The organism is Halomonas sp. E14, assembly GCF_052568415.1.
Window position 1 is genome coordinate 1,892,512 of the sequence record NZ_CP199423.1, and the last position, 21,721, is coordinate 1,914,232.

25 protein-coding genes are annotated in these 21,721 nt (G+C 65.2%); 21 read left to right on the top strand and 4 right to left on the bottom strand.

What is annotated here, in order from left to right:
* Positions 1-12 precede the first annotated feature (12 nt).
* The 8 genes from ACT7B3_RS08860 (at position 13) to ACT7B3_RS08895 (ending at position 6,569) form a co-directional block, all read left to right on the top strand.
* The gene (locus ACT7B3_RS08860; RefSeq protein WP_445157663.1) at positions 13-312 is read left to right on the top strand and encodes a hypothetical protein; all 300 of its coding nucleotides are present in this window, start codon (positions 13-15) and stop codon (positions 310-312) included.
* Positions 312-1,811 carry a hypothetical protein gene (locus ACT7B3_RS08865; RefSeq protein WP_445157664.1) on the top strand — a complete coding sequence of 500 codons (1,500 nt, stop codon included), beginning with the start codon at positions 312-314 and terminating at the stop codon, positions 1,809-1,811. The genes ACT7B3_RS08860 and ACT7B3_RS08865 overlap by 1 nt, the downstream gene beginning before the upstream one ends.
* Positions 1,808-2,737 carry a hypothetical protein gene (locus ACT7B3_RS08870; protein WP_445157665.1) on the top strand — a complete coding sequence of 310 codons (930 nt, stop codon included), beginning with the start codon at positions 1,808-1,810 and terminating at the stop codon, positions 2,735-2,737. The genes ACT7B3_RS08865 and ACT7B3_RS08870 overlap by 4 nt, the downstream gene beginning before the upstream one ends.
* A 12-nt stretch (positions 2,738-2,749) precedes the next feature.
* Positions 2,750-3,445, top strand: a complete 696-nt coding sequence (locus tag ACT7B3_RS08875; RefSeq protein ID WP_445157666.1) for a phage tail protein — start codon at positions 2,750-2,752, stop codon at positions 3,443-3,445.
* Between the two features lie 4 nt (positions 3,446-3,449).
* Positions 3,450-3,800, top strand: a complete 351-nt coding sequence (locus tag ACT7B3_RS08880) for a hypothetical protein (protein WP_445157667.1) — start codon at positions 3,450-3,452, stop codon at positions 3,798-3,800.
* A 2-nt stretch (positions 3,801-3,802) separates the two neighbouring features.
* Positions 3,803-4,858, top strand: coding sequence for a phage major tropism determinant (locus ACT7B3_RS08885; protein WP_445157668.1), 1,056 nt, complete (start codon positions 3,803-3,805; stop codon positions 4,856-4,858).
* Positions 4,859-4,860: 2 nt separating this feature from the next.
* Positions 4,861-5,214, top strand: a complete 354-nt coding sequence (gene avd / locus ACT7B3_RS08890) for a diversity-generating retroelement protein Avd (RefSeq protein WP_245522962.1) — start codon at positions 4,861-4,863, stop codon at positions 5,212-5,214.
* Between the two features lie 329 nt (positions 5,215-5,543).
* Positions 5,544-6,569: a reverse transcriptase domain-containing protein gene (locus ACT7B3_RS08895; protein ID WP_445157669.1), complete on the top strand. Its 1,026-nt coding sequence runs from the start codon at positions 5,544-5,546 to the stop codon at positions 6,567-6,569.
* A gap of 7 nt (positions 6,570-6,576) precedes the next feature.
* Here the strand turns inward: ACT7B3_RS08895 and ACT7B3_RS08900 are convergent, their stop codons facing one another.
* Complete coding sequence (locus tag ACT7B3_RS08900; protein ID WP_445157670.1) at positions 6,577-7,857, bottom strand: tyrosine-type recombinase/integrase; 1,281 nt, start codon at positions 7,855-7,857, stop codon at positions 6,577-6,579.
* Positions 7,858-8,244: 387 nt separating this feature from the next.
* On the opposite strand from ACT7B3_RS08900, the gene yccX reads away from it, so the two are divergent.
* Entirely contained in the window at positions 8,245-8,517 is a 273-nt protein-coding gene (gene yccX, locus ACT7B3_RS08905; protein ID WP_444677734.1) for an acylphosphatase, read from the top strand.
* Between the two features lie 4 nt (positions 8,518-8,521).
* Here the strand turns inward: yccX and ACT7B3_RS08910 are convergent, their stop codons facing one another.
* Genes ACT7B3_RS08910 through ACT7B3_RS08920 form a run of 3 tightly spaced genes read right to left on the bottom strand, consistent with a single transcriptional unit; the run spans position 8,522 to position 11,340 of the window.
* The gene (locus ACT7B3_RS08910; RefSeq protein ID WP_445157671.1) at positions 8,522-9,466 is read right to left on the bottom strand and encodes a nucleoside hydrolase; all 945 of its coding nucleotides are present in this window, start codon (positions 9,464-9,466) and stop codon (positions 8,522-8,524) included.
* Positions 9,467-9,484: 18 nt separating this feature from the next.
* On the bottom strand, positions 9,485-10,390 hold the full coding sequence (locus ACT7B3_RS08915; RefSeq protein WP_445157672.1) for a ribokinase: 906 nt from the start codon (positions 10,388-10,390) through the stop codon (positions 9,485-9,487).
* A 2-nt stretch (positions 10,391-10,392) separates the two neighbouring features.
* Positions 10,393-11,340: an NAD(P)-dependent oxidoreductase gene (locus tag ACT7B3_RS08920; protein ID WP_445157673.1), complete on the bottom strand. Its 948-nt coding sequence runs from the start codon at positions 11,338-11,340 to the stop codon at positions 10,393-10,395.
* Positions 11,341-11,495: 155 nt separating this feature from the next.
* Here ACT7B3_RS08920 and ACT7B3_RS08925 point away from each other — a divergent pair, with 155 nt between their 5' ends.
* The 12 genes from ACT7B3_RS08925 (at position 11,496) to ybgF (ending at position 21,703) form a co-directional block, all read left to right on the top strand.
* Positions 11,496-11,759: an FmdB family zinc ribbon protein gene (locus ACT7B3_RS08925; RefSeq protein WP_445157674.1), complete on the top strand. Its 264-nt coding sequence runs from the start codon at positions 11,496-11,498 to the stop codon at positions 11,757-11,759.
* A 55-nt stretch (positions 11,760-11,814) separates the two neighbouring features.
* Positions 11,815-13,593, top strand: coding sequence for an aspartate--tRNA ligase (gene aspS / locus ACT7B3_RS08930; RefSeq protein WP_444677731.1), 1,779 nt, complete (start codon positions 11,815-11,817; stop codon positions 13,591-13,593).
* A gap of 161 nt (positions 13,594-13,754) precedes the next feature.
* Complete coding sequence (ruvC, locus tag ACT7B3_RS08935) at positions 13,755-14,294, top strand: crossover junction endodeoxyribonuclease RuvC (RefSeq protein WP_445157675.1); 540 nt, start codon at positions 13,755-13,757, stop codon at positions 14,292-14,294.
* Between the two features lie 162 nt (positions 14,295-14,456).
* Positions 14,457-15,071: a Holliday junction branch migration protein RuvA gene (gene ruvA / locus ACT7B3_RS08940; RefSeq protein WP_444677730.1), complete on the top strand. Its 615-nt coding sequence runs from the start codon at positions 14,457-14,459 to the stop codon at positions 15,069-15,071.
* A gap of 81 nt (positions 15,072-15,152) precedes the next feature.
* Positions 15,153-16,190 carry a Holliday junction branch migration DNA helicase RuvB gene (gene ruvB, locus ACT7B3_RS08945; RefSeq protein ID WP_445157676.1) on the top strand — a complete coding sequence of 346 codons (1,038 nt, stop codon included), beginning with the start codon at positions 15,153-15,155 and terminating at the stop codon, positions 16,188-16,190.
* A complete protein-coding gene (gene ybgC / locus ACT7B3_RS08950; RefSeq protein ID WP_444677729.1) occupies positions 16,187-16,582 on the top strand; it encodes a tol-pal system-associated acyl-CoA thioesterase in 396 nt (131 codons plus the stop codon). Before ruvB ends, ybgC begins: the two co-directional genes overlap by 4 nt.
* Positions 16,583-16,604: 22 nt before the next feature.
* The gene (gene tolQ / locus ACT7B3_RS08955) at positions 16,605-17,294 is read left to right on the top strand and encodes a protein TolQ (protein WP_445157677.1); all 690 of its coding nucleotides are present in this window, start codon (positions 16,605-16,607) and stop codon (positions 17,292-17,294) included.
* 11 nt (positions 17,295-17,305) lie between these two features.
* Positions 17,306-17,743 (top strand): protein TolR, encoded by a 438-nt coding sequence (gene tolR, locus ACT7B3_RS08960; RefSeq protein ID WP_444677728.1) that lies wholly within the window; start codon positions 17,306-17,308, stop codon positions 17,741-17,743.
* A gap of 16 nt (positions 17,744-17,759) precedes the next feature.
* Positions 17,760-19,022 (top strand): cell envelope integrity protein TolA, encoded by a 1,263-nt coding sequence (gene tolA / locus ACT7B3_RS08965; protein ID WP_445157678.1) that lies wholly within the window; start codon positions 17,760-17,762, stop codon positions 19,020-19,022.
* Positions 19,022-20,308: a Tol-Pal system beta propeller repeat protein TolB gene (gene tolB, locus ACT7B3_RS08970; protein ID WP_445157679.1), complete on the top strand. Its 1,287-nt coding sequence runs from the start codon at positions 19,022-19,024 to the stop codon at positions 20,306-20,308. Before tolA ends, tolB begins: the two co-directional genes overlap by 1 nt.
* A 44-nt stretch (positions 20,309-20,352) precedes the next feature.
* On the top strand, positions 20,353-20,895 hold the full coding sequence (gene pal, locus ACT7B3_RS08975) for a peptidoglycan-associated lipoprotein Pal (RefSeq protein ID WP_444677726.1): 543 nt from the start codon (positions 20,353-20,355) through the stop codon (positions 20,893-20,895).
* 37 nt (positions 20,896-20,932) lie between these two features.
* On the top strand, positions 20,933-21,703 hold the full coding sequence (gene ybgF / locus ACT7B3_RS08980; protein ID WP_445157680.1) for a tol-pal system protein YbgF: 771 nt from the start codon (positions 20,933-20,935) through the stop codon (positions 21,701-21,703).
* The last annotated feature ends 18 nt before the right edge of the window (positions 21,704-21,721 follow it).

Consider the following 21,721-nt stretch of genomic DNA (forward strand, 5'->3'; position numbering starts at 1 on the left):
TAGCATGGCGGCATGACGACGATCACCGGCGATGACATTCAGGCAATGGTGCGGCACTGGCTAGAGACTCCGGTCAACGGCTACCTGGGCTCCGGTTACGGCGCCGATGCCAACCGCCTACTACAGCGAGCCCAGCAAGATGGGCGCGCCGACCGCTTCGTGCGCAAGCTCAGGCGGGACGTCGGCGTGCTGGAAGTGCTGCCCAGCAATGCTGTCGAGCTCTATGGCACGCCGGAGGGCGTCGACCGGCTGCGCCTCACCCTGGAGGTCGCTGGCCGTTCCTACGACCTCAGCGACTTCGGGGGCTCGTGATGTACACGCGCGAAGACTTCCAGCAGGCCATAGACGACAGCGTGGCGCGCTACCCGGCGGTGGGCGCGCTCTACCGTGCCCGCGACCCGCGCATCCTTCAGCACCTGGACGCGATGGCGACCATGCTGGCCATGTACTCCCAGCAGCTCGAGGTTTCGCTGGCCGAGCCGTTCGAGAAAGTGCGTGACGCCACGGTGCTGGCCGACGCCTCCATGCGCGGCCTGGTGCCGAAGGCCAAGCCGGCACAGATCACGGTCAAGATGCATAACCCGACAGGCACGGCGTTCGCCGTCGCGCCGGGGCGCAGCATGCTGGATGCCGCCGGCCGGCCATTCCGTGTCGAGACGCCGGCAGAGGTCGGTCCGGGCGAGACGACCACCTTCGAGGCCGTCCAGCTTCACGAGAGGGCGCGCGCGCACGTCGTGCAGGGAAGCCGCGCCTTCTATGCCGTCGAGCTCGACATGGCCGATGACGATTCCTGGCTGTGCGGGCTGCACGTGACCGATGCGGACGGCGCCTTCGAGTACCGGGAACGCTACACCAACACCCTGGCCGGCGAGCGCATCTATCACGTCGAGGCCGACGAGCGACAGCGCGTCTACGTGCGCTTCGGGCAGTCCGGCGTGGTCGGCGTGCAGCCATCCGATGGTCGTCAGCTGACGATCACTACCTACTACTCGCTGGGGCGCATCGACGACTTCCGCACTGGCTCGCCGATGGCGTTCGAGGCCATGCAGGATCCTGTCGAGGCGCAGCTGGAGATGACCTTGGAGGTGGTGGCCAGCAATGGCGAGAACCCGCCGTCCATGCGCGCTCTGCGCGAGCTGGCCAAATATCCCAGCGTCTACAACCACAACGCGGTCTTCCTGGGCGAGTTCGACTTCCTGGTGCGTCGACACTTCCCGTCCCTGAGCTTCCTGTCGGTGTGGAACGAGGGGGTAGAAGAGCGCCATCGCGGCATGAGCGTGGACAACATCAATGCCCTGTTCGTCGCCTGCCTGTCGGGTACGGGTGACGAGACGGTGCTGACCCAGCAGCCGGGGGAAGAGGTCGAGCCGCAGCTGTTAGATGACGAATCGCTGACCGCCACGCAGCTCGCCATCCGTGAGCGTATCCATGCCGCCGACGATAGCTACCGGGTGCGCTTCTACACCCCGATCCGGGCGCCGCTGGCGGTCGCCATCGATGCCACGGTGGCAACCAGCTACGACGAGAGCGTGGTTCGTGACCAGATCCGCCAGGTGATGCTCGATGAGTTCGGCGAGCAGGCCGACCAGTCGCGCCGCGGGCAGAGCGCACCGCTCTACCAGCAGGTCTACCAGCTGCTCCGCCAGCGAGTGCCGGCACTCAGCGTCGGCCGCGCCGACCTGAAGGTCGCCATCGAAGACCCGGCAGGCGCTGCGCGACCCGAGTTGTGGCGCTATGTCTCGCCGGAGAGCCTTGATGTCAACGTGACGGTCGGCAACGTCAACGTGCCGTTCTGGGGGTCGGGCCTGTGAGCAACTTCGACTTCCCTGGCGCCGAACTGCCGGCGATCAGCCCGCTCCGAGAGAGCTACGCCAATGGCCAGATCGAGGCCGAGCTCAAAGCGCTGTTCGGCGACCTGTTCGAGCGCGTAGCCCGCGACACCTTCGATGCCAGCGTGCTCGGCGCCCCCCACCTGGGGAGCTTCGACCTGGTGCGCCGGACAGTCAATTACGACGGCCTGGTGCTGCTCCGGGACGCCAGGGAAGAGGCGGCAACCCGCTACCTGTATCGCGCGTGGAAGTCGGCCGACACGCAGGGCCGAGGCCTGCATTTCCTGCGCACCTATTTGCAGCTCCTGTTTCCCGATCAAGCGACTGCTAATCAGCTGTGGCACCGCAAGGACGAGGAATATGGTGAGGGCTTCATCAGGCCCGATCCTGACGAGGAGCCGTCTCTTGCCCCGCATGAAGACGTCGACAACGCCTTCCTCACTTCCCGCGTTCAGGTGGCGCTGAACGCCGAGGGGGCGGTTCGCTTTTCGGATTCCGGTTTCGTCGACCTGTCGAAGATATCCCAGATCATTGGGGATGTTGTGCCGGCGAGAATGGTCCCCGAGTACCAAATCTATTTCCGTAGCTTTTCCAGCATTTATTACGCCGCCACTGTCGTGTCAGGGGCCGCCACCGACGTTCGTCCCTATCGCATAAACGAGCGCGAACAGGCCCATGCCGCCTATCACGCAGCCGCGACTCACACCGTGACGTCGACCGAGCTGCGCCCGCCCATTGTCACCGACATCGAGAGGCGAATGCCTGTTGTCAATGGCTGGGGTGTGCACGGCGTGGTGTCGACGGAAATTCGCCCGCCGGTGTCGGCGACAGTGGTTCAAAATGCAGGCCTTTTCCACGGTTGCGGCATTCATGGCGTAGTGCAGACAGCGGTTTACCCGCTTCAATAGAGGATGGAGGCAATGGCCGAGTACTACACGATCTTGACGGATATCGGGCGGGCGAAGCTGGCTGCTGCTCAAGCGGGCGGTGATCCGGTGCGCCTGGCAACGATCCACGCCGGCACCGGCGGTGGAGACAACTACTACGACACCTATGGGCGCGAAGAGCTGGAGGCGCTGACGGCGCTGGTAGACGAGGTCTGGGACGACCCCATCAACCTGCTCAAGGTGGATGACAACAACCCTCACTGGGTCATTGCCGAGGGTGTTGTGCCGGCTGACGACGGCGGCTGGATGATCCGAGAGGTCGGCCTCAAGGACATCGATGGCGACCTGATCGTGATCGGACGCTACCCGCCGACCTACAAACCCTTGCTCACCGATGGCGCTGCTCAGGACCTGAAGATTCGCGCTATCAGCGAGTGGAGCAATGCCGAGCTTGTGGAGATCGTCGTCGACCCGACGGTGGTGATGGCCTCGCAGAGCTACGTGCACGAGTACACCGACCAGCGCGTCGGCGAGCTGCTCGAGGAAGAAGACCCTGAAAAGGCCTTGGCTTCGAAGGCTTATTCGGACACTGCCGCAGGGCAGGCCGAGGCCGCAGCCAAGCAGCACACTGACGAGCGCATCGACCCAGTAGACCGACAAACCGGCACGCCCTATCGGGTGGTGGTGGTGGATGGCGTGCTGTGTATCGAGGACATGACCGAGGAGTGATGACATGAGAGGGATTCCGCGCAACCAGCTCAAGACGCGGGCTGATTTCATGCTGCTGCAGGAGGCGGCGCTGGCCGGCGAGCTGCGCCCCTACGAAGTGGCCGACCTGCGCCGGCATTGGCAGGCGCTGTTGGATGGCCGCGTTGCCTACGAGGTGGATCGCGTGCTGGCCGAAGGTGAGGCGCCGGACGGCGAGGAGCCCGAGTATCGCGTAATGACCGACGAGGACGAGGCCAGCGGCGAGGCGATCCGGACCCAGTACCGGCTGGTCGAGACCGGATGCTCCCGGCTGGTCCGCCTGGGGTTCGAGGTCGAGGAAGTTGAGGCGGCACTGGCGCAATTGGAGGACAAGTAATCATGGCGGACAGCATTCTGGCGGTACCGGGCCAGGCGGCCGGCGAATTCAAGCTGATGGGCAAGATCCGCACGGCTGACGAGGTGCGCCTGGACGTGCCCGAGGGCATCCTGAACATCGGCGGCAACGGCAAGGGGTTTATCCTGCAGCCGCGCATCGACTGGGACCCGACCGCCCCGGCCAATCAGGACGGCAGTCTCGACAATCTGGCGCTGGGCGATGACGTCTACCTGTATGCCGTGCAGCAGGCCAACGGGCGCGCCCACCTGGTGGCGAGCCGCAACATCACGGTGCCAGATGGGTACGGCCCGGATGAGTCGCGCCGCATCGGCGGCTTCCACTTCGGCCGCTGGCGGCCGCTGGCCGAGCGCTACAACGCTGCTTACGATCCGTCCGTGATCGTCATGCCAACCAGCGTCTGGGACCTGAAGCATCGGCCCAAGTGCGATCCGTCGGGGATGGTGGAGTTCATGCCCGGCTGGTGGGTGGATATCTACCTGGCGTCCGAGGATGGCGCACCCTGGCCCGAGACCGTGCCGCTGTCGCGCTACAACGCCACGCCGCTAACCGGCACCGAAGGTTACTCGCGCTATCTCGACTATCCGCGCTTGCTCGCCAATGCCGGCAAATACGTGCCGACGCTGGCTCAGTTCTACGTCTACGCCGACGGCGCCCCGCAGGGCAATGACGGCAACAACGACACGGCATGGAGCGCCACCAGCAACAGCGGGCGCACCGCTACCGGTACCGTCGCCAAGGCCGTGAGCTGCGCCGGTGTCGTCGATGCCGCGGGCAACGTCTGGGAGATGCTGCGGGACCACTACGACGTGGGCTCCACCTCGAGCAACGATTACAGCTATGACCGCACCATCGTCGAGAACGGCAAGGACAGCGGCCATAACCGTGGCGAGATCTATCATCGCCACTGGCGTATGTGGCTCGCCGGCGGTCGATGGGGCCACGGCGTCCGGTGTGGGTCGCGTTGTGCGCACGCGAACTACAATCCCTGGCTTGTGAATGGCGGTACGGGGCTGCGCGGTGTCTGTGACTCCCTATGACCATGAGCCCTGAAGGTGCCCCGCGGCAGCGGGGCCTTGTCCTACTCAATAAGGCCGAGAAGCTGATCATTGACTTGGCGCCGACCATCGACAAGGTGCCCAAGCATCAGCGGTACCGCTATGCGGCGCGGCTCGAAGACGCGCTGTGGGACCTGGTGGCTCGGATCATCGAGGCGGTTGCCAGCGGCCAGAAAAGCAAGATCTACCGCATCGAGGAGCAGCTGCGATTCATCCATTCCCTGCTGCGCCACGGCGCCGAGCGCAAGCTGGTCAGGCCGGCGCGCGTGGGAGAGGCGGCGCAGCAGCTCCGGGAGATCGGCGCCATGATCGGCGCCTGGCGTAAACGGCTGCAGTAGCGGCGTTGAAGGGTGGTATGGGCTTCGCCACTGGCGTATGTGGATCGCCGGCGGTCAATGGGACAACGGCGTCCGGTGTGGGTCGCGTTGTGCGAACGCGAACAACAATCCCTGGAATGTGAATAGCAATACGGGGCTGCGCGGTGTCTGTGACCACCAGTTAACAGAGAGGGCGGCGATGGCCTCGCCGTCACCTGGATTCCCTGATAGGGGGTCAGCCATACCATCCTGGTCCCGCCATGCGGGCCGAATACGACAGACCGGGCGGCGCGAGTAGCGAGAGCGAAAGCCCCGCCCGGTCGCATTTCAAACACCCGAATGGAGGCAGCGTGGGGAAGCGGCATAAGCGCCTGATCGAGGCGATAGTGGACTGGGACAACTTGCAGGAAGCGCACCGCTTGGCGAGGCGCGGCAAGCGGGATCGGCATGAGGTGGCCACCTTCGAGGCCAATCTGTGGGAGGAGCTGGGCGCGTTGCAGATGGAGATGCTGTGGGGCAGCTACCAGCCCGGCCGGTACCGCAGCTTTCTGGTCTATGAGCCGAAACGGAGGGAGATCCTGGCCGCACCCTATCGCGACCGCGTCGTGCAGCACGCCATTTGCAGCCTGTGCGGCCCGATCTGGGACGGCGCCATGATCGACGACTCCTACGCCTGCCGGCCGGGCAAGGGCACTCACACCGGCGCCGCTCGTGTCGAGCAGTGGCTGCGCGGCATGACCGCCACCGGCCCCGTCTGGGTCGTGAAGATGGACGTCAGCAAGTATTTCGCCAGCATCCGCCACGACCTGGCCAAGGCGGTGGTGCGTGACAAGATCAGCTGCCCGGCAACGCTGCAGCTGATCGACGCCATCATCGACAGCACCGCCGATCCGGCCGATCCTGACCCGGTGGGCATTCCGGTCGGCAACCTGCTCAGCCAGTGGATCGCCAACCTGGTCGGCAACCGCATCGACCAGTGGGCCAAGCGCGAACTCCGCCTGAAGCGCTACGCGCGTTACATGGATGACATGGTGGTGCTCGTGCGCACCAAGCAGGAGGCGCTGACGATCCGCGACCAGTTCGACGACAAACTCGCCTCGATGGGCATGCGGTTCAGCAAGGCCTCGGTGCTGCCGGCAAGCCGCGGCGTGAACTTCCTCGGCTACCGCATCTGGGCCCACAAGCGGCTGCTGAGGCGCGATTCGGTGCGTCGCATCAAGCGCAACCTCAAGGCGATGCGCTGGCAGTACCAGCGCGGCAAAACCGACCTCTTCACCATCCAGCAGCGCATCCGCTCGTGGATCGCCCACGCCGATCACGCCAACGCCGAGAACCTCAAGCGGAAGGTACTGGGCAGCGTGAGGTTCAAGCGGTAGGCGGCGGCTAGACCGGCTCCGGCTCGGTGAAGCGCTGGCCGCCAGGCAGCAGCACCTGGGCGTCGAACCACTCGACCTTCTCTTCGCTGATGCCAGCCTCGAGGGCGTCAAGGTAGTCGGCATACCACTGCATCATGACGCGCCGCCACTTCAGCAGGCGCGCCTGGTTGTAAGTGTCCTCAGTGCCTGGCAGAGAGTGAGCCAACTGCATCTCGCTCCAGTCACGCGGCCAGCCGTGCTCGGTCAGCAACGTCTTCGCCGTATGGCGAGATCCGTGCCCTGTCATGCGGCCTCCATATCCCATAGTCGACAGGCACTTGTTGATGCTCCCGACTGCAAGCACTTTGTTGGTTCGGCCGTTTGCCAGCTTTCGATTCTTTCGATAGTTCCTGTTGGGGAAAACCTGGCCATCCTCTCCGGCCAGGGGGCGCACCTCCTTCAGCAGCTCGACTACTTGGCGAGGCAGAGGCGTCACGTAGTCGCGCCGCGACTTCATTTTCTCGGCGGGTATATGCCATAGCGCCTCCTTCAAATCTATCTCCGGCCAGTACATCCAGCGCACCATGCCAGGTCGCGTCGATAGATAGAGGGTGATCCACGAGGCGGCGGCCACCAGCGGCCCGCTGGACGTATGGCGAAGCTTGCGCAGGAAGTCTGGGAGCTCCTCCTCACGAAGGAAGGGGAACGGCTTTGATGGCCCGGGCGCCTTCGACGAAACATGAAGGCTTGTTGCCGGGTTGGTATCGCAGCGATCGAGAGAATGGGCGTAATCGAAGATGTCGCGCAGCCAGATGCGACACTTCTTGGCACGGCTCAGGGCGCCGCGCGCCTCAATGCGTCTCTGCACCTTGGCGCAGTCGGCGCGCGCCACCTTCGATATCGGAATGCTGCCCAGCACGGGGATGATGTCGTTTTCCAGCGCGGTGCGCGCCTGATACTCGGTGTCCGGGCCGAACACCCCGTCTTCGACGCGATGCTTCAGCCATGCCTTCGCCGTAATGCTAAAGGGCCCCATGCGCCCCTCTCCGGTGCGTTCCTCGCGCCGCTTTTGCACAGGGTCGATGCCGTCGGCCACCTTGTCGGCGATGTCCTGGGCGGCGGCTCGGGCGGCCTTGGCGGTGACGTCGGGATAGGTGCCGATGCCCATCCAGGCCCAGCGCCCCGTCGCCGGCTTCTTGAACCTGACTTCCCACCGCTTCCTTCCTGACGGGGCGACCACGAAGTACAATCGGTCGACCCCATAAGATTCGCGGTACTCCTTCTCTTCCGGCTCCAGCTTGGAGAGCACGGTATCGGCCAGGGGCCGACGCTTGATAGCGCTGCGTTTCATGGGCGTTCTTGTATGGCGATAGGTTGAGGGTGCTTTTTCAGTCTACACCATACACCAGGCCATACATTACGGCGCGGGCTTGTATGGGTGGCCATGGGTAGCAACAGGCCACCAATTATAACAAAAACAACGGATTGGTTGGCTTGTACGGGTCTTTATGGGTAGTTATGAATATTAGGTTATATGCCTGCTGTGGGTCTATTACAGTTCGCTGATCCTGCTGTTCGGGGCGGCGTTTACGCGCAGTCACATGCTGGCGAGAGGACGTCGGGTGATACCGCGCAACAGTGCGGTTCTCGTTCGGCAAGAACTGGTGATCGAAGAACCGACCGGGAGTGAATCGAGATGAGCCGATGCTGTGTAAAGGCCCGGGTGGCCGGCAAGGTGCAGGGGGTTTGGTATCGCCGCGCCGTGCAGGAGCAGGCGCTCCAGCACGGCCTGACCGGCTACGCCAAGAATCTCCCCGACGGGCAGGTCGAGGTGCTGCTGTGCGGCAATGGCGAGGCGGTCAACCAGGTCGCCAGCTGGTTGTGGCAAGGTCCGCCGAACGCCAGGGTGACGCATGTCGAGCTCGAGGCGATCGAGCACCGCGAACCGGACAGTTTCGTCTGCTTGTAACGCCTTAACCCAACGTATCGGCGATCCATTCCACGACTGCCTCGCCGTCCACTTCGAGACAGACTTCCGCCAGGGGAGTCTGCGACCAGCGGGGCTGAATGAAGCCACGGCCCTCCGGGGCGAAGATGGTCTGACCTTCGGCAGCCCCTTCGGTAACGACCGCCAAATGCCCCGGGGCGGAGGTGAACAGCTCCGGGCGCAGCAGCCACGCCAGCGCGCAGCTGTCGTGGGGGCAACAGCCGTCGATACCGAGGAATTCGCGGTAGAAGTCGCGGTAGAACGCATAGCTGCCGGCCAGCACTCTGCCCAGCTCACCCTGACCCGCCTCGATGCGCTGCATGTGGGCCGGCGTCAGCACGCAGCGATGGGTCACGTCGAGCCCCACTAGGGTCAGCGGCCAGCCGGCGGTGAGCACCCGCTGGGCGGCGTGGGGGTCGTTGAACATGTTGGCCTCGGCCACCGGCGTGACGTTCCCGCCCTCGCGAATCGAGCCCCCCATGACCACCACGCCCTTGACCTTCTCGGTGAGCTGGGGATCGAGCTGCAGGGCGGCGGCCAGGTTGCCCACTGGCCCCACGGATACCAGCATCACCTCGCCTGGCCGGCCATTGACGGTGTCGACGATGAACTGGGCGGCGCTGCGCGAATCCTTCTTTCCCTTCATTTCAGGCAATTCGATGTCACCCAGGCCGTTGGCACCGTGGATGTGTGCCGGCGCCGGGTGGCGTGGCTTGACCATGGGGCCCGCGGCACCCTGGGCCACGGGAACATCGCCGCGACCGGCCAGCTCGCACAGCAGCAGCGCATTATGCGTGGCGGTCTCGACGTCGACATTGCCGTAGGTAGTGGTCAGCCCCAGCAGCTCGATGTCGGGGTGGCGTAGGGCGATGGCGATGGCCTGGGCGTCGTCGACGCCAGGGTCGGTATCGAAGATGATCGGATGTGACACGTGGCCTCCTTGTGGGTGTCAGGCGCTCTGTGAACCGGTGAGATATCGCTCGACCTCGTCGCGCGAAGGAATGCTGTCGGCGGCACCGGGTTGCTGCACGCCGAGAGCGGCAGCATGGGCGGCCAGCATTAGGCACTCAGGAATGCGGCGCTGTTCCTGTAGCGCCGCCAGGAAATAACCGATGAAGGTATCGCCGGCGCCGGTGGTGTCGATCGCCTCGACCGGCAGGGCAGGCTGGAAATGGCGCTCATCGCCTGCCTGGTACCAGGCCCCTTCATGGCCCAGCGTCAGCACCGTGGCTGTTTCCGGCAGGCGTTGGTGCAGTCCGTAAAGCAGTGCCTGGGCGTCGCTCGACTCCGGCAGCCCGGTCAACCAGGCGGCTTCGCCTCGGTTGACGAACAGCAGGCGGCAGGTTTCCAGCGGCAGCGTCAGCACCCTATCGGTCATGGGGGCGGGATTGAAGGCGATGGCGAGGCCGTGGCGGTGCGCGCCATCGAGCAGCTCGGGCAGGGCGTTGCACTCGTTCTGCACCAGCAGCCAGTCACCGGGGCGAGCTGCCTGACATAGTGCCACATGGTGGCGGCGGGTAAAGCCGTGGTTGGCCCCGGGGTACAGCAGGATGGCGTTCTCGCCTTGGTCGTCGACCTGAATGATGGCGTGCCCGCTGGGCTCGTCGACCAGCTCGACGTGGTTGACGTCAACCCCGTCGCGGGCCAGGCGATCGCGGGCCCAAGCGTCGTGCCGCCCCAGCCGCCCCCAGTGACAGACCTGGCCGCCGGCTAGGGCCATGGCCAGCGACTGGTTGGCCCCTTTGCCACCGAGACCGACCCGGTAGCCATGGCTGGCCAGCGTCTCGCCGGGGTGCACCAGGTGAGGTACCCGATAGATGTGGTCGAGGTTGATCGAGCCCAGGTTGTGCAGCATGGTCAGGCTCCGTTCTGTTCGGCCTTCCATTGGCGCAGGTTCTCGCCTGTCAACATCACGATCCGCTGACGGGCTTCCGGGGTGATCCAGGCGTTGTGCGGGGTGACGATCAAATTGAGCGGTTCGCTCAGGGCATCGAGCAGCGGGTGGCCGTCACGAGGCGGTTCCACCGGCAGCACGTCCACACCGAGGCCTCCCAGGCGCCCGGCACGCAGCGCCGCCAGCGCCGCCTCTTCGTCAATGATGCCGCCCCGGGCGCAGTTGACCAGCAGGGCACCTGGCTTGAGCGAGGCGAGCAGGGCGGCATCGACCAGGTGGCGTGTGGCCTCGGTGAGGGGGCAGTGCAGAGAGATGACGTCAGCTTCAGGTGCCAGTGCGGCGAGCCCCGGACGGCTGTCGTTGGCTTCGTTACCGGGCCGAGCGGCGAAGGTCACCTGCATGCCGAAGGCCTCGGCCAGGGCGGCGACGCGCCGGCCAAGCTCGCCCTGGCCGACGATGACCAGGCGCTTGCCCTCCAGCTGCAGAGTGCCGTGCTCCATCAGGCAGAAGAAAGGGCTTTCATTCCAGCGCCCGGCCGCCACGTCACGCTGATAGAGCGGCAGCCGATTGGCCAGCGCCAGGACCAGCATCAGGCTGTGCTGGGCCACGCTGGCCGTGCCGTAGGCCGTGACGTTACGCACCGCGATGCCGAGCCGATTGGCGGTGGCCATATCGATGTTGTTGGTGCCGGTGGCAAGCACGCAGATCAGCTTGAGCTCGGGCAGTGCTTCCAGCGTGGCCGCATCGAGTACTACCTTGTTGACGATGGCGACTTCGGCCCCGGCCAAGCGTTCGCGGCTTTGCTCGGTGGTGCTGGTCGCGTGCACGTCTAGCGTATCGACCTGTTCACGCAGTGCGACGAGATCGATGTCAGGGCCCAGGCTGGCGGCGTCGAGTAACACGGCTTTCATGCTGGATTCCTTGTGTTGGTTGACCTGGGCAAGGCCGGGACAGGCCCTGTCAGGCGAGTTATACTAGCCGGCTTTCACGGCAGGCTTGGAAAGCGCGCCGCTTGACCCTATATCGCCGTTGGTTGCGCGCTGTCGAATCAGGAGTGAATTGAACCATGCCCATCTATGAATACCAGTGCAAGGCCTGCGGCCATCGTCTGGAGAAGCTCCAGAAGCTCAGTGCCGCTCCCCTGACCGATTGCCCCGCCTGTGAAGCCCCTGCGCTCGGCCGACTGGTGTCCGCCGCGGGCTTCCGTCTGGCCGGCGGCGGCTGGTACGAGACCGACTTCAAGTCCGGCAGCAAGAAGAACCTGGCCGGCGACTCATCGGGCGGTGGCGGCGACAGCAAGGCACCGGCGAAGGAAGGTGCGGCGGCCTGACCGTGCTCGCTCCCGACAACCCCATCGACAACGCTTAACGTAAACAGGATACGACATGCGCAGCCATTATTGCGGCCAGCTCAACGAGACCCTGGTGGACCAGACGGTCACCCTGTGCGGCTGGGTTCATCGCCGCCGTGACCACGGGGGTGTGATCTTCCTCGACATGCGCGACCGCGACGGCATCGCTCAGGTGGTGGTCGACCCCGATACCGCCGAGGCTTTCGCCACTGCCGACCGTGCTCGCAGCGAGTACGTGCTGCGTATCTCAGGCCGCGTGCGGCTGCGTCCCGAAGGCACCCAGAACCCCAAGATGCCCACCGGCATGATCGAGGTGCTGGCCAAGGACGTCGAAGTGCTGAACAGCGCGGCCACGCCGCCGTTCCAGCTCGACGAGCATGGCAAGGTCGGCGAAGAGGTGCGCCTCAAGCACCGTTACATTGACCTTCGCCGTCCCGAGATGATCGAGAAACTGCGTTTACGCTCGCGCATTTCCCACCATGTGCGGGCCTTCCTCGAGGGGCAGGGCTTCCTCGATATCGAGACGCCGATCCTGACCCGCGCCACCCCCGAGGGCGCGCGCGACTACCTGGTGCCCAGCCGCACCCATCCGGGCAGCTTCTTCGCCCTGCCGCAGTCGCCGCAGCTGTTCAAGCAGCTGTTGATGGTAGCCGGCTTCGATCGCTACTACCAGATCGCCAAGTGCTTCCGCGACGAGGACCTGCGCGCCGACCGCCAGCCGGAATTCACCCAGATCGACATCGAGGCCTCCTTTATCGAGGAGGACGACATCATGGGCATCGCCGAGACGATGATCCGTGAACTGTTCCAGGACGTGCTCGACGTCGAACTGCCTGCCTTCCCGCGCATGACCTGGGCCGAGGCCATGGACCGCTATGGCTCCGACAAGCCGGACCTGCGTATCCCGCTAATGCTGGTCGACGTCGACGACCTGATGAAGCAGGTCGACTTCCAAGTCTTCTCCGGCCCGGCCAGCGCCGAAGACGGACGCGTGGCAGCGCTCAAGGTGCCGGGTGGTGCCAGCATGTCGCGCAAGGTGATCGACGACTACACCAAGTTCGTCGGCATCTACGGTGCCAAGGGGCTGGCGTGGATCAAGGTCAACGAGCGTGCCAAGGGCATCGAGGGGCTGCAGTCACCGATCGTCAAGTTCATGGAGAACGTGATCGAGGAGCTGCTCGACCGCGTCGGCGCCGAAGATGGCGACATCGTCTTCTTCGGTGCGGACAAGGCGCGCGTGGTCAACGAGGCGCTGGGAGCGCTGCGGGTCAAGCTGGGCGAGGACCTCAACCTCTATACCCGCGCCTGGGCGCCGCTGTGGGTGGTCGACTTCCCGATGTTCGAAGCCGACGACGCCGGCCGGCTCAGCCCTCTGCACCACCCGTTTACCTCGCCCTCGTGCAGCCCCGAGGCGCTCAAGTCCAACCCGGCCGCGGCACTCTCGCGGGCCTATGACATGGTGCTGAACGGCACCGAGCTAGGCGGCGGTTCGATCCGTATCCACGACCAGCAGATGCAGAGCACCGTGTTCGAGATTCTCGGCATCGGCGAAGAGGAGGCCCGCGAAAAGTTCGGCTTCCTGCTCGACGCCCTGCACTATGGCGCGCCGCCTCATGGTGGTCTGGCCTTCGGCCTCGACCGCCTGGTCATGCTGATGGCCGGTGCTCGCACCATTCGCGAAGTGATCGCCTTCCCCAAGACCCAGAGCGCCGCCTGTCCGATGACCGACGCACCGGGTGAGGTAAGCGGCGACCAGCTGCGCGAACTCAACATTCGTCTGCGCCAGAAGGCCAAGGCGGGCGAGAGCGAGTAATGCATCGGCGCTGAACCCGTTGCCGTCTTACTGTTCCTTCACCGGCGCCTGCAAGGCGCCGGTGGTGTGTGTGCAGGAGCCTTCATGTTCCAAACGCTGCAGCATCTGCTAATGCCGCCACCAGCCCGCTCGAGCAGAGCCCGCACCGCCGACTGCCTGCCATGCTGATTCTGGGCATCGACCCCGGGTCCCGCATCACCGGCTATGGCGTGCTGGACGTGACCATGCCGACGCCGCGCTACGTCGCCAGTGGCTGCATTCGACTGCATGACGTCGAGCTTCCGCAGCGTTTGGCACGCATCTACGCCGGGCTGTCAGAGCTGATTGCCGTGCATCGCCCGGGCGAGCTGGCCATCGAGCAGGTATTCATGTCGAAGAATCCCGATTCTGCGCTCAAGTTGGGACAGGCGCGCGGCGCGGCCATCGTCTGCGCCGCCAACCATGGCCTGCCGGTAGAGGAGTACGGACCGCGCCAGATCAAGCAGGCGGTAACCGGCAGCGGAGCGGCGACCAAGGCCCAGGTGCAGCACATGGTCGTGTCGATCCTGGGGCTCAGCGGCGTTCCCCAAGCGGATGCGGCCGATGCCCTGGCCATTGCGCTGACCCATGCCTACGCCCGCCTGGGGCTGGTCCAGCAGGGCAGTTTCGGCGGCCATCGCAGCCGCCGGCGCGGGGGCTCCTGGCGCGATTTTCAGCCTTGAAGCGTGCGTCTGGCGAGCGGCGAAAATATTTTCGAACACCGTTTACGGTGGGCTGGTAAGGCGCTTGGGCGACCAGTATAGTGGCGCCAAAGAGGCCCTGGGCCCGGGTGGCGCCATGATAGCCGGGCTGCCTCTCAACGACGAATACATAGTGGGAGCCCCATGATCGGACGCCTGCGTGGCACTCTGCTCGACAAGCAACCGCCCTGGCTGGTGGTCGATGTGGCCGGTGTCGGCTATGAGCTCGAAGCCTCGATGACGACCCTGGTGGCACTACCCGCCGTCGGTGAGCCGGTGTCGCTGTTCACCCATCTGACGGTCCGCGAGGATGCGCACCTGCTCTACGGCTTCGCCCGCGATCAGGAGCGTGCGCTATTCCGGGCACTGATTCGCGTCAACGGTGTCGGGCCCAAACTGGCGCTGGCCATTCTTTCCGGCATGGAGGAAGACGCCTTCATTCGCTGTGTCATGGAGGACGACATCAAGGCCCTGACGCGGCTGCCGGGGGTCGGCAAGAAGACCGCAGAGCGGTTGATCGTCGAGATGCGCGACCGCTTTCCCCACTGGGAGCATCCGGGCGGCTCGGGCCTGTTCGCCGATAAGGCCGGCACCGGGCTGCCGGCATCGCCAAGCCATCCGCTGGCCGACGCCGAGGCCGCCCTGGTCAGCCTTGGGTACAAGCCAGCCGAGGCGGCCCGCATGCTATCGGGGCTGGACGAGGGGCTCTCCACCGAGGCCATGATCAAGGCGGCGCTGACGCGGCGCCTGGCCGGTTGATACGGCATGCTCGGGCACGCGAAGGAACCGGGCAGTGAGGCGGGTGAGGGGAAGTGGCGAACATGACTGCAGGTGGTGGCCATGCTGGACAATGATCGACTGATAGCCGCCGAGGAGCGGGCCGGGGAAGGGCGTGTCGACCATGCCATTCGCCCCAAGCGCCTGGCCGAGTACATTGGCCAGGCACGAGTCCGTGAGCAACTGGGCATCTTCATCGATGCGGCTCGCGGGCGCGACGAAAGCCTCGATCATACCCTGGTGTTCGGCCCCCCGGGGCTGGGCAAGACCACGCTGGCCAACATCATCGCGGCCGAGATGGGCGTGGGGCTGAAGTCCACCTCCGGCCCGGTGCTCGAGCGTGCCGGTGACCTGGCCGCCATGCTTACCAACCTCCAGCCCGGCGACGTGCTGTTCATCGACGAGATCCATCGGCTGTCGCCGGTGGTGGAGGAGATTCTCTATCCCGCGATGGAGGACTACCAGCTCGACATCGTCATCGGTGAGGGGCCGGCGGCGCGCTCGATCAAGCTCGACCTGCCGCGCTTCACGCTGGTGGGCGCCACCACCCGTGCGGGGCTGCTCACCTCGCCACTGCGCGACCGCTTCGGCATCGTGCAGCGGTTGGAGTTCTACACCATCGACGAGCTCACCGAAATCGTCGAGCGCTCGGCGCGGTTGCTCGGCGTCGAAGCGGATCGCGAGGGGGCGCAGGAAGTGGCGAGGCGCTCGCGCGGCACGCCGCGAATTGCCAATCGACTGCTGCGCCGAGTCCGCGACTTCGCCCAGGTGCGCGCCGATGGACGCGTCGATGCCGAGGTGGCCGATCAGGCGCTCAACATGTTGCACGTCGACCATCATGGCCTCGACCACATGGACCGGCGCCTGCTGCTGGCCATGATCGAGAAGTTCGACGGCGGGCCGGTGGGCGTTGACTCGCTGGCGGCCGCCATCGGGGAGGAGCGTGACACCATCGAAGACGTCATCGAGCCCTACCTGATCCAGCAGGGACTGATGATGCGCACGGCGCGAGGCCGCGTGGTGACGCGTCAGGCCTGGCTGCACTTCGGCCTGGCCCCCCACGAAACGGCCGTCGACGCCGCGGGCGAGGTGCGTCCGTGACGCCGTTCCAACTTCCGCTGCGGGTCTATATCGAGGATACCGATGCCGGTGGCATCGTCTATTACGTCAATTACCTGAAATTCATGGAGCGCGCCCGCAGCGAGTGGTTGCGCCACCAGGGTTTCACGCAACGCGACCTGCTTGAGGCAGGCATTCAACTGGTCGTGCATCGTCTGGAGTGTCGCTACGCCAAGCCGGCGCGCCTGGATGATGAACTGGTGGTCACGGCCGCCGTCGAATCGCAGGGCCGCTGCCGCTTGCGCTTTACGCAAGCGGTGCAGCGCCACGGGGAACCCCTGTGCGAAGCGAAGGTCGACATCGCCTGCCTGGATGCCAGCCGCCTCAAGCCTACCCCCTGGCCGCCGGCCCTTGCCGCGGTACTCAACGGTTAACTGCTAGTCGACGAGGATGCCCGTGAACGACACCATGTCCATTCCCTATCTGATCATGAGCGCCAGCACCGTGGTGCAGCTGGTCATGCTGCTCCTGGTGGTCGGCTCGATCCTCTCCTGGATCGTGATCTTTCAGCGCACCCTGGCGATGCGGCGCGCACGCGCGGCGCACCAGGCCTTCGAGGAACGGTTCTGGTCGGGCGTCGACCTCAACGAGCTCTATCGGGAGACCCCCTCCGAGCAGGAAACCCAGGGTGCCGAGCATGTATTCCGCGCGGGCTTTCGCGAGTTCAACCGGCTGATGCCCAAGACCAAGAGCCCCGACGCCATCCTCGACGGCGTGCAGCGCAGCATGCGCGTGGCCTGGTCGCGCGAAGAGGAACGCCTGACGCTGCACCTGGTGTTCCTGGCCACGGTGGCCTCGGCCAGTCCCTATATCGGCCTGTTCGGCACCGTCTGGGGCATCATGGGCTCCTTCCAGTCGCTCTCCATGACCCAGCAGGCCACCCTGGCAACCGTCGCCCCCTGGATCGCCGAAGCCCTGATCGCTACCGCCATGGGGCTGTTTGCCGCCATCCCGGCGGTCATTTTCTACAACAAGCTGTCGTCGGAGTCGGGGCGCCTGCTTGGCAAGTACGAGGACTTCGCTGAGGAGTTCCACTCCATCCTGCATCGCAATCTGCAGGGTCGTGGCGACGCAGGATCGGCCTGAGGAGGCGTACGATGCACGGACCCTTCAATAGAGGTAGCCAGCGCAAGCCGATGGGCGAGATCAACGTCGTGCCCTTCATCGACGTCATGCTGGTTCTGCTGGTCATCTTCATGATTACTGCGCCCATGCTTACGCAGGGGGTGCAGGTGGAACTGCCTCAGGTCACCTCCGAGCCCATCGAGAGCCAGGAGGATCGCGACCCGATCATCGTTTCCGTGGACCGCGAAGGAGGCTACTACCTCTCCATCGGCGGTGACGAGATGGCCGTGGACCTCGAGGAGCTGGGTGACCGCGTGATCATCCTGCTCGATCGTCAGCCCGGCACGCCGGTCATGGTGCGCGGAGACCGCTTCGTGCCCTATGGCGAGGTCGTGACGCTGATGAGCACTCTCCAGGTGGCTGGCGTGACCAATGTCGGCCTGATCTCCGAGCCGCCGGCGCGTGACTGAGAAACGAGGAGAGGCGATGGCTCGGAAGGAGCGACGTGCGCCCTTGCAGCAGGAGACAGAGGTTGGCTACGGCCTGCCGGCGGTTTTCTCCATCGGTCTGCATCTGCTGGTGGTGATACTCAGCATCATCACGCTGCCCCAGCGTGAGCCTGACGCGCCTGAGTCGAGCTCGATCGTGCAGGCCACCCTGGTCAGCACCGAGACCACCACCAACCAGGCGCAGCGTGCGGAAGAGGCGCGTGCGCGTGCCCAGGCGCGCCAGGCCACCGAAGAGGCGCAGCAGGCGGAAGAGGCGGCCCGGCAGGCGGAGGCCGAGGCCGAGGCGCGTGCCGAGGCTGAACGCCAGGCGGCCGAGCAGCAAGCGGCCCGCGAAGAAGACGCGCGACGCCTTCAGGCCGAGCGCGAAGCGGCCGAGGCCGATGCCCAGCGCCGTGCCGATGAGGCCGAGCGCCAGGCGCAACTGCGCCAGGAGCAGGAGGCCGAACGGCAGCGACAGCAAGAACAGGCGGCCGAAGCCGAGCGGCAGCGTCAGGCCCAGCAGCGCGAGGAAGAAGCTCGGCGCCAGCAGGAAGCCGAGGCGCAGCGTCAGCGCGAGGCGGAAGCCCAACGCCAGCGTGAAGCTGAAGAGCAGGCGCGCCGTGAGGCGGAAGCCCAACGTCAGCGTGAGGCCGAGGAGCAGCGCCGTCGCGAGGCCGAGGCGGAAGCCCAACGCCAGCGCGAGGCCGAGGAGCAGCGCCGTCGGGAAGCCGAAGCGGAAGCCCAACGCCAGCGCGAGGCCGAGGAGCAACGCCGTCGGGAAGCCGAAGCGGAAGCCCAACGCCAGCGCGAGGCTGAAGAGCAGCGCCGTCGCGAGGCCGAGGCGGAAGCTCAGCGTCAGCGTGAAGCCGAGGCCCAGGCACGCCGGGCCGCCGAAGCCGCCAGCCAAGGGCTCGATCGCGCCATCGAGGGTGAGTCCGATGCCGTGGCCAATGCGCGCCAGGCTCAGGAGGCTGCCAACAGTTTCATCAACATTGTGCGACGTGCCGTGGAGCAGGCATGGGTAATCCCGCCGGGCGCTGGCAGCAATCTGGACGCCACGGTACAGGTTCAGCTTGGCCCGTCGGGTGAGTTGTTTGGCGCTACCATTAGTCAAAGCAGTGGTGACAGCAGTTTCGATCGTTCGGCGATACAGGCGGTCGAAGCGGCAGCACCCTTTGCAGAACTGCGGCAACTGCCGGCAACGGCACAACGAGACTTCCGTCAATTCAATCTGCGATTCAGACCGGGAGATGTACGCTGATGAAAGCCCTGATGACCGCCTGGCTAAGCGTCGTGCTGCTGATGTTCAGCACGCTAGCCCAGGCCAACCTCACCATCGAGATCACCCGCGGCAGCGACCGGGCGACGCCCATCGCGGTGGTGCCCTTTGCCGCCGACGGTGACGTCCCGGAGGACATCGCCCGGATCGTGAGCGATAACCTCCAGCGCAGCGGCTACTTCGACCCATTGTCGCGCAACGCCATGTACGACCGGCCGAGCCAGAGCGACGAGGTGCGCTATGGCCAGTGGCGGGCGCTGGATGTGCGCTATCTGGTGGTCGGGCGCGTCAGCCGTGAGGGCGATGGCTTCCGTATCCGCTATGAGCTGATGGACGTGAGCGGCGAGCGACGCATGCTCGGCGAGAGCGTCACGGCTGGGCGCAACGAGCTGCGCGGCGGTGCCCACTATGTCAGCGATCAGATCTTCGAGGCGATCACCGGCATTCGCGGTGCCTTCTCGACGCGTATCGCCTATGTCACCGCCCAGGGGGTAGGTGACCAGATGCAGTTTGCGCTCTACGTGGCCGATGCCGATGGCCACAACAGCCAGCAAGTGCTCAACTCACGCGAGCCGATCCTGTCACCGGCCTGGTCTCCCGATGGCCGCAAGCTGGCCTATGTGTCGTTCGAGACCGAGCGGCCGGCCATCTACATCCAGGAACTCGCCACCGGACAGCGCATCCGTGCCACCTCGTTCGAGGGCCTCAACGGGGCGCCGTCCTGGTCGCCCGATGGGCGCCGCCTGGCGATGTCGCTGTCCAAGGACGGCCAGCCAGAGATCTATTTGATGGATGTGGCATCGCGCAATGTCGAGCGCATCACCAACAGCTCCAGCATCGATACCGAGCCGGCCTGGGCGCCCGATGGCCGCAGCCTGCTGTTCACCTCGGATCGCAGCGGTGGGCCGCAGCTGTATCGCTACCATCTGGCCAACGGCCAGACCGAACGCCTGACCTTTACCGGTAACTACAATGCCCGCGGCCGCTTTGCGCCGGATGGCCAATCGATCTATCTGGTGCACCGCAGCAGCAATGGTTACCAAGTGGCTCGGCAGGATCTCGGCTCGGGCCGACTGGTCGTACTCAGTGACTCACGTTGGGATGAATCGCCTAGTGTTGCGCCCAACGGGACCATGGTAATCTTCGCCACCCGGCAAGGTAGCAGCGGGGTGTTGGGGGCCGTGTCGGCAGATGGACGTTCGTCCTATCGGCTGCCATCGGCACAGGGTGACGTGCGTGAACCCGCATGGTCACCGTTTCTGAACTAAAGCTCGATGATCGGTGTCATTCGATTCCTCCAAGGAGTTTGACGATGCAATTCAAGTCCTATGCCAGGAGCCTGGCAGTCGCTTTGTCTCTGGCTCTCGTGGCCGGCTGTTCCAGCACCGGAGGGTCCCGTGACGGGTCCATGGATGGCACCCGTACCGGTACCGGAAGTGGTGTCGCTGGCTCTGGCGTAGCCGGCTCCGGTCAGGTCGGTGGTACGGGCATCAGCGGTGACCGTGCCGGCCAGCAGGCCGATGGCCGTATCCCTGATGTGCGCGTGATCTACTTCGATTTTGATCGTGACAACATTCGTCCCGAGTTCGAATCGGTGCTGGTATCGCATGCTCGCTACCTGCGTTCCAGCGGCGCTCGCGTCGTGCTGCAGGGCCATACCGACGAGCGTGGCACGCGTGAATACAACATGGCGCTCGGCGAGCGTCGTGCCAATTCGGTGAAGCGTTTCCTCGAAGTGCAGGGCGTGTCGCCCTCGCAGCTCGAAGTCGTCAGCTATGGCGAAGAGCGCCCGGCCGTAAGCGGCAACAACGAAGCGGCCTACTCGCAGAATCGTCGCGTGGTGTTCGCCTACTGATTGGAACGGGCGCGAAGCTGCGCCTATGGAGTGTTACATGAGACACAGTCTGAAAAGGCTGTGCGGCGCGGGAGCCCTGGTGCTCCCGCTGTCCGTAATGAGCCTAGCCGTAGCCCAGCAGCGACCGGTGATCGAGGACCGCAGCCCGCAGCCCCGCACTTTTCTGGATCAGGCAGAAGTGCGCGAGGAGGCCGGCGGCAGCCTGGTGATCTTCAACCAGGTTCAGGAGCACCAGCGCGAAATCCAGCAGCTGCGTGGGCAGATCGAAGAGTTACGCCATCAGCTCGAGCAGCTGCGCAACCAGACGCGCCAGCAATACATGGACCTCGACGAGCGGCTCATGGCCGGCAGCGCCGGTATCGAGACCCGCCCGGAGGTGGATCAGGAGGCGGCGCGCCAGGTGCGCGAAACGCCGTCGCCCAGCGGCGCCAGCGCCGGGGCGCAGGCCGAATACCAAGCGGCCTTCGCCAAGGTGCAGAGCCGCCAGTTCGGCGAGGCCATCACCGCATTCGAGCGCTTCGTGCAGCAGCATCCCGACAACAATCTCACCCCCAACGGTCACTACTGGCTCGGTGAGCTGCACTCCGCGGAAGGCAACCTGGACGAGGCGGAAACGGCATTTCGGCGGGTGATCGATGACTATCCGCAAAGCAGCAAGGTGCCGGATGCGCTCTACAAGCTTGGCTTGATCAAGGCGCGCCAGGGCAACCTGCAGGAGAGTCGAGCCCTGCTGGAGCGTGTGCGGGAGAACCATCCCGACAGCAGCGCGGCGGGGCTGGCCAACGACTTTTTACGTCAGTCCCTGTAGGACTGGCTACTTAAGGAG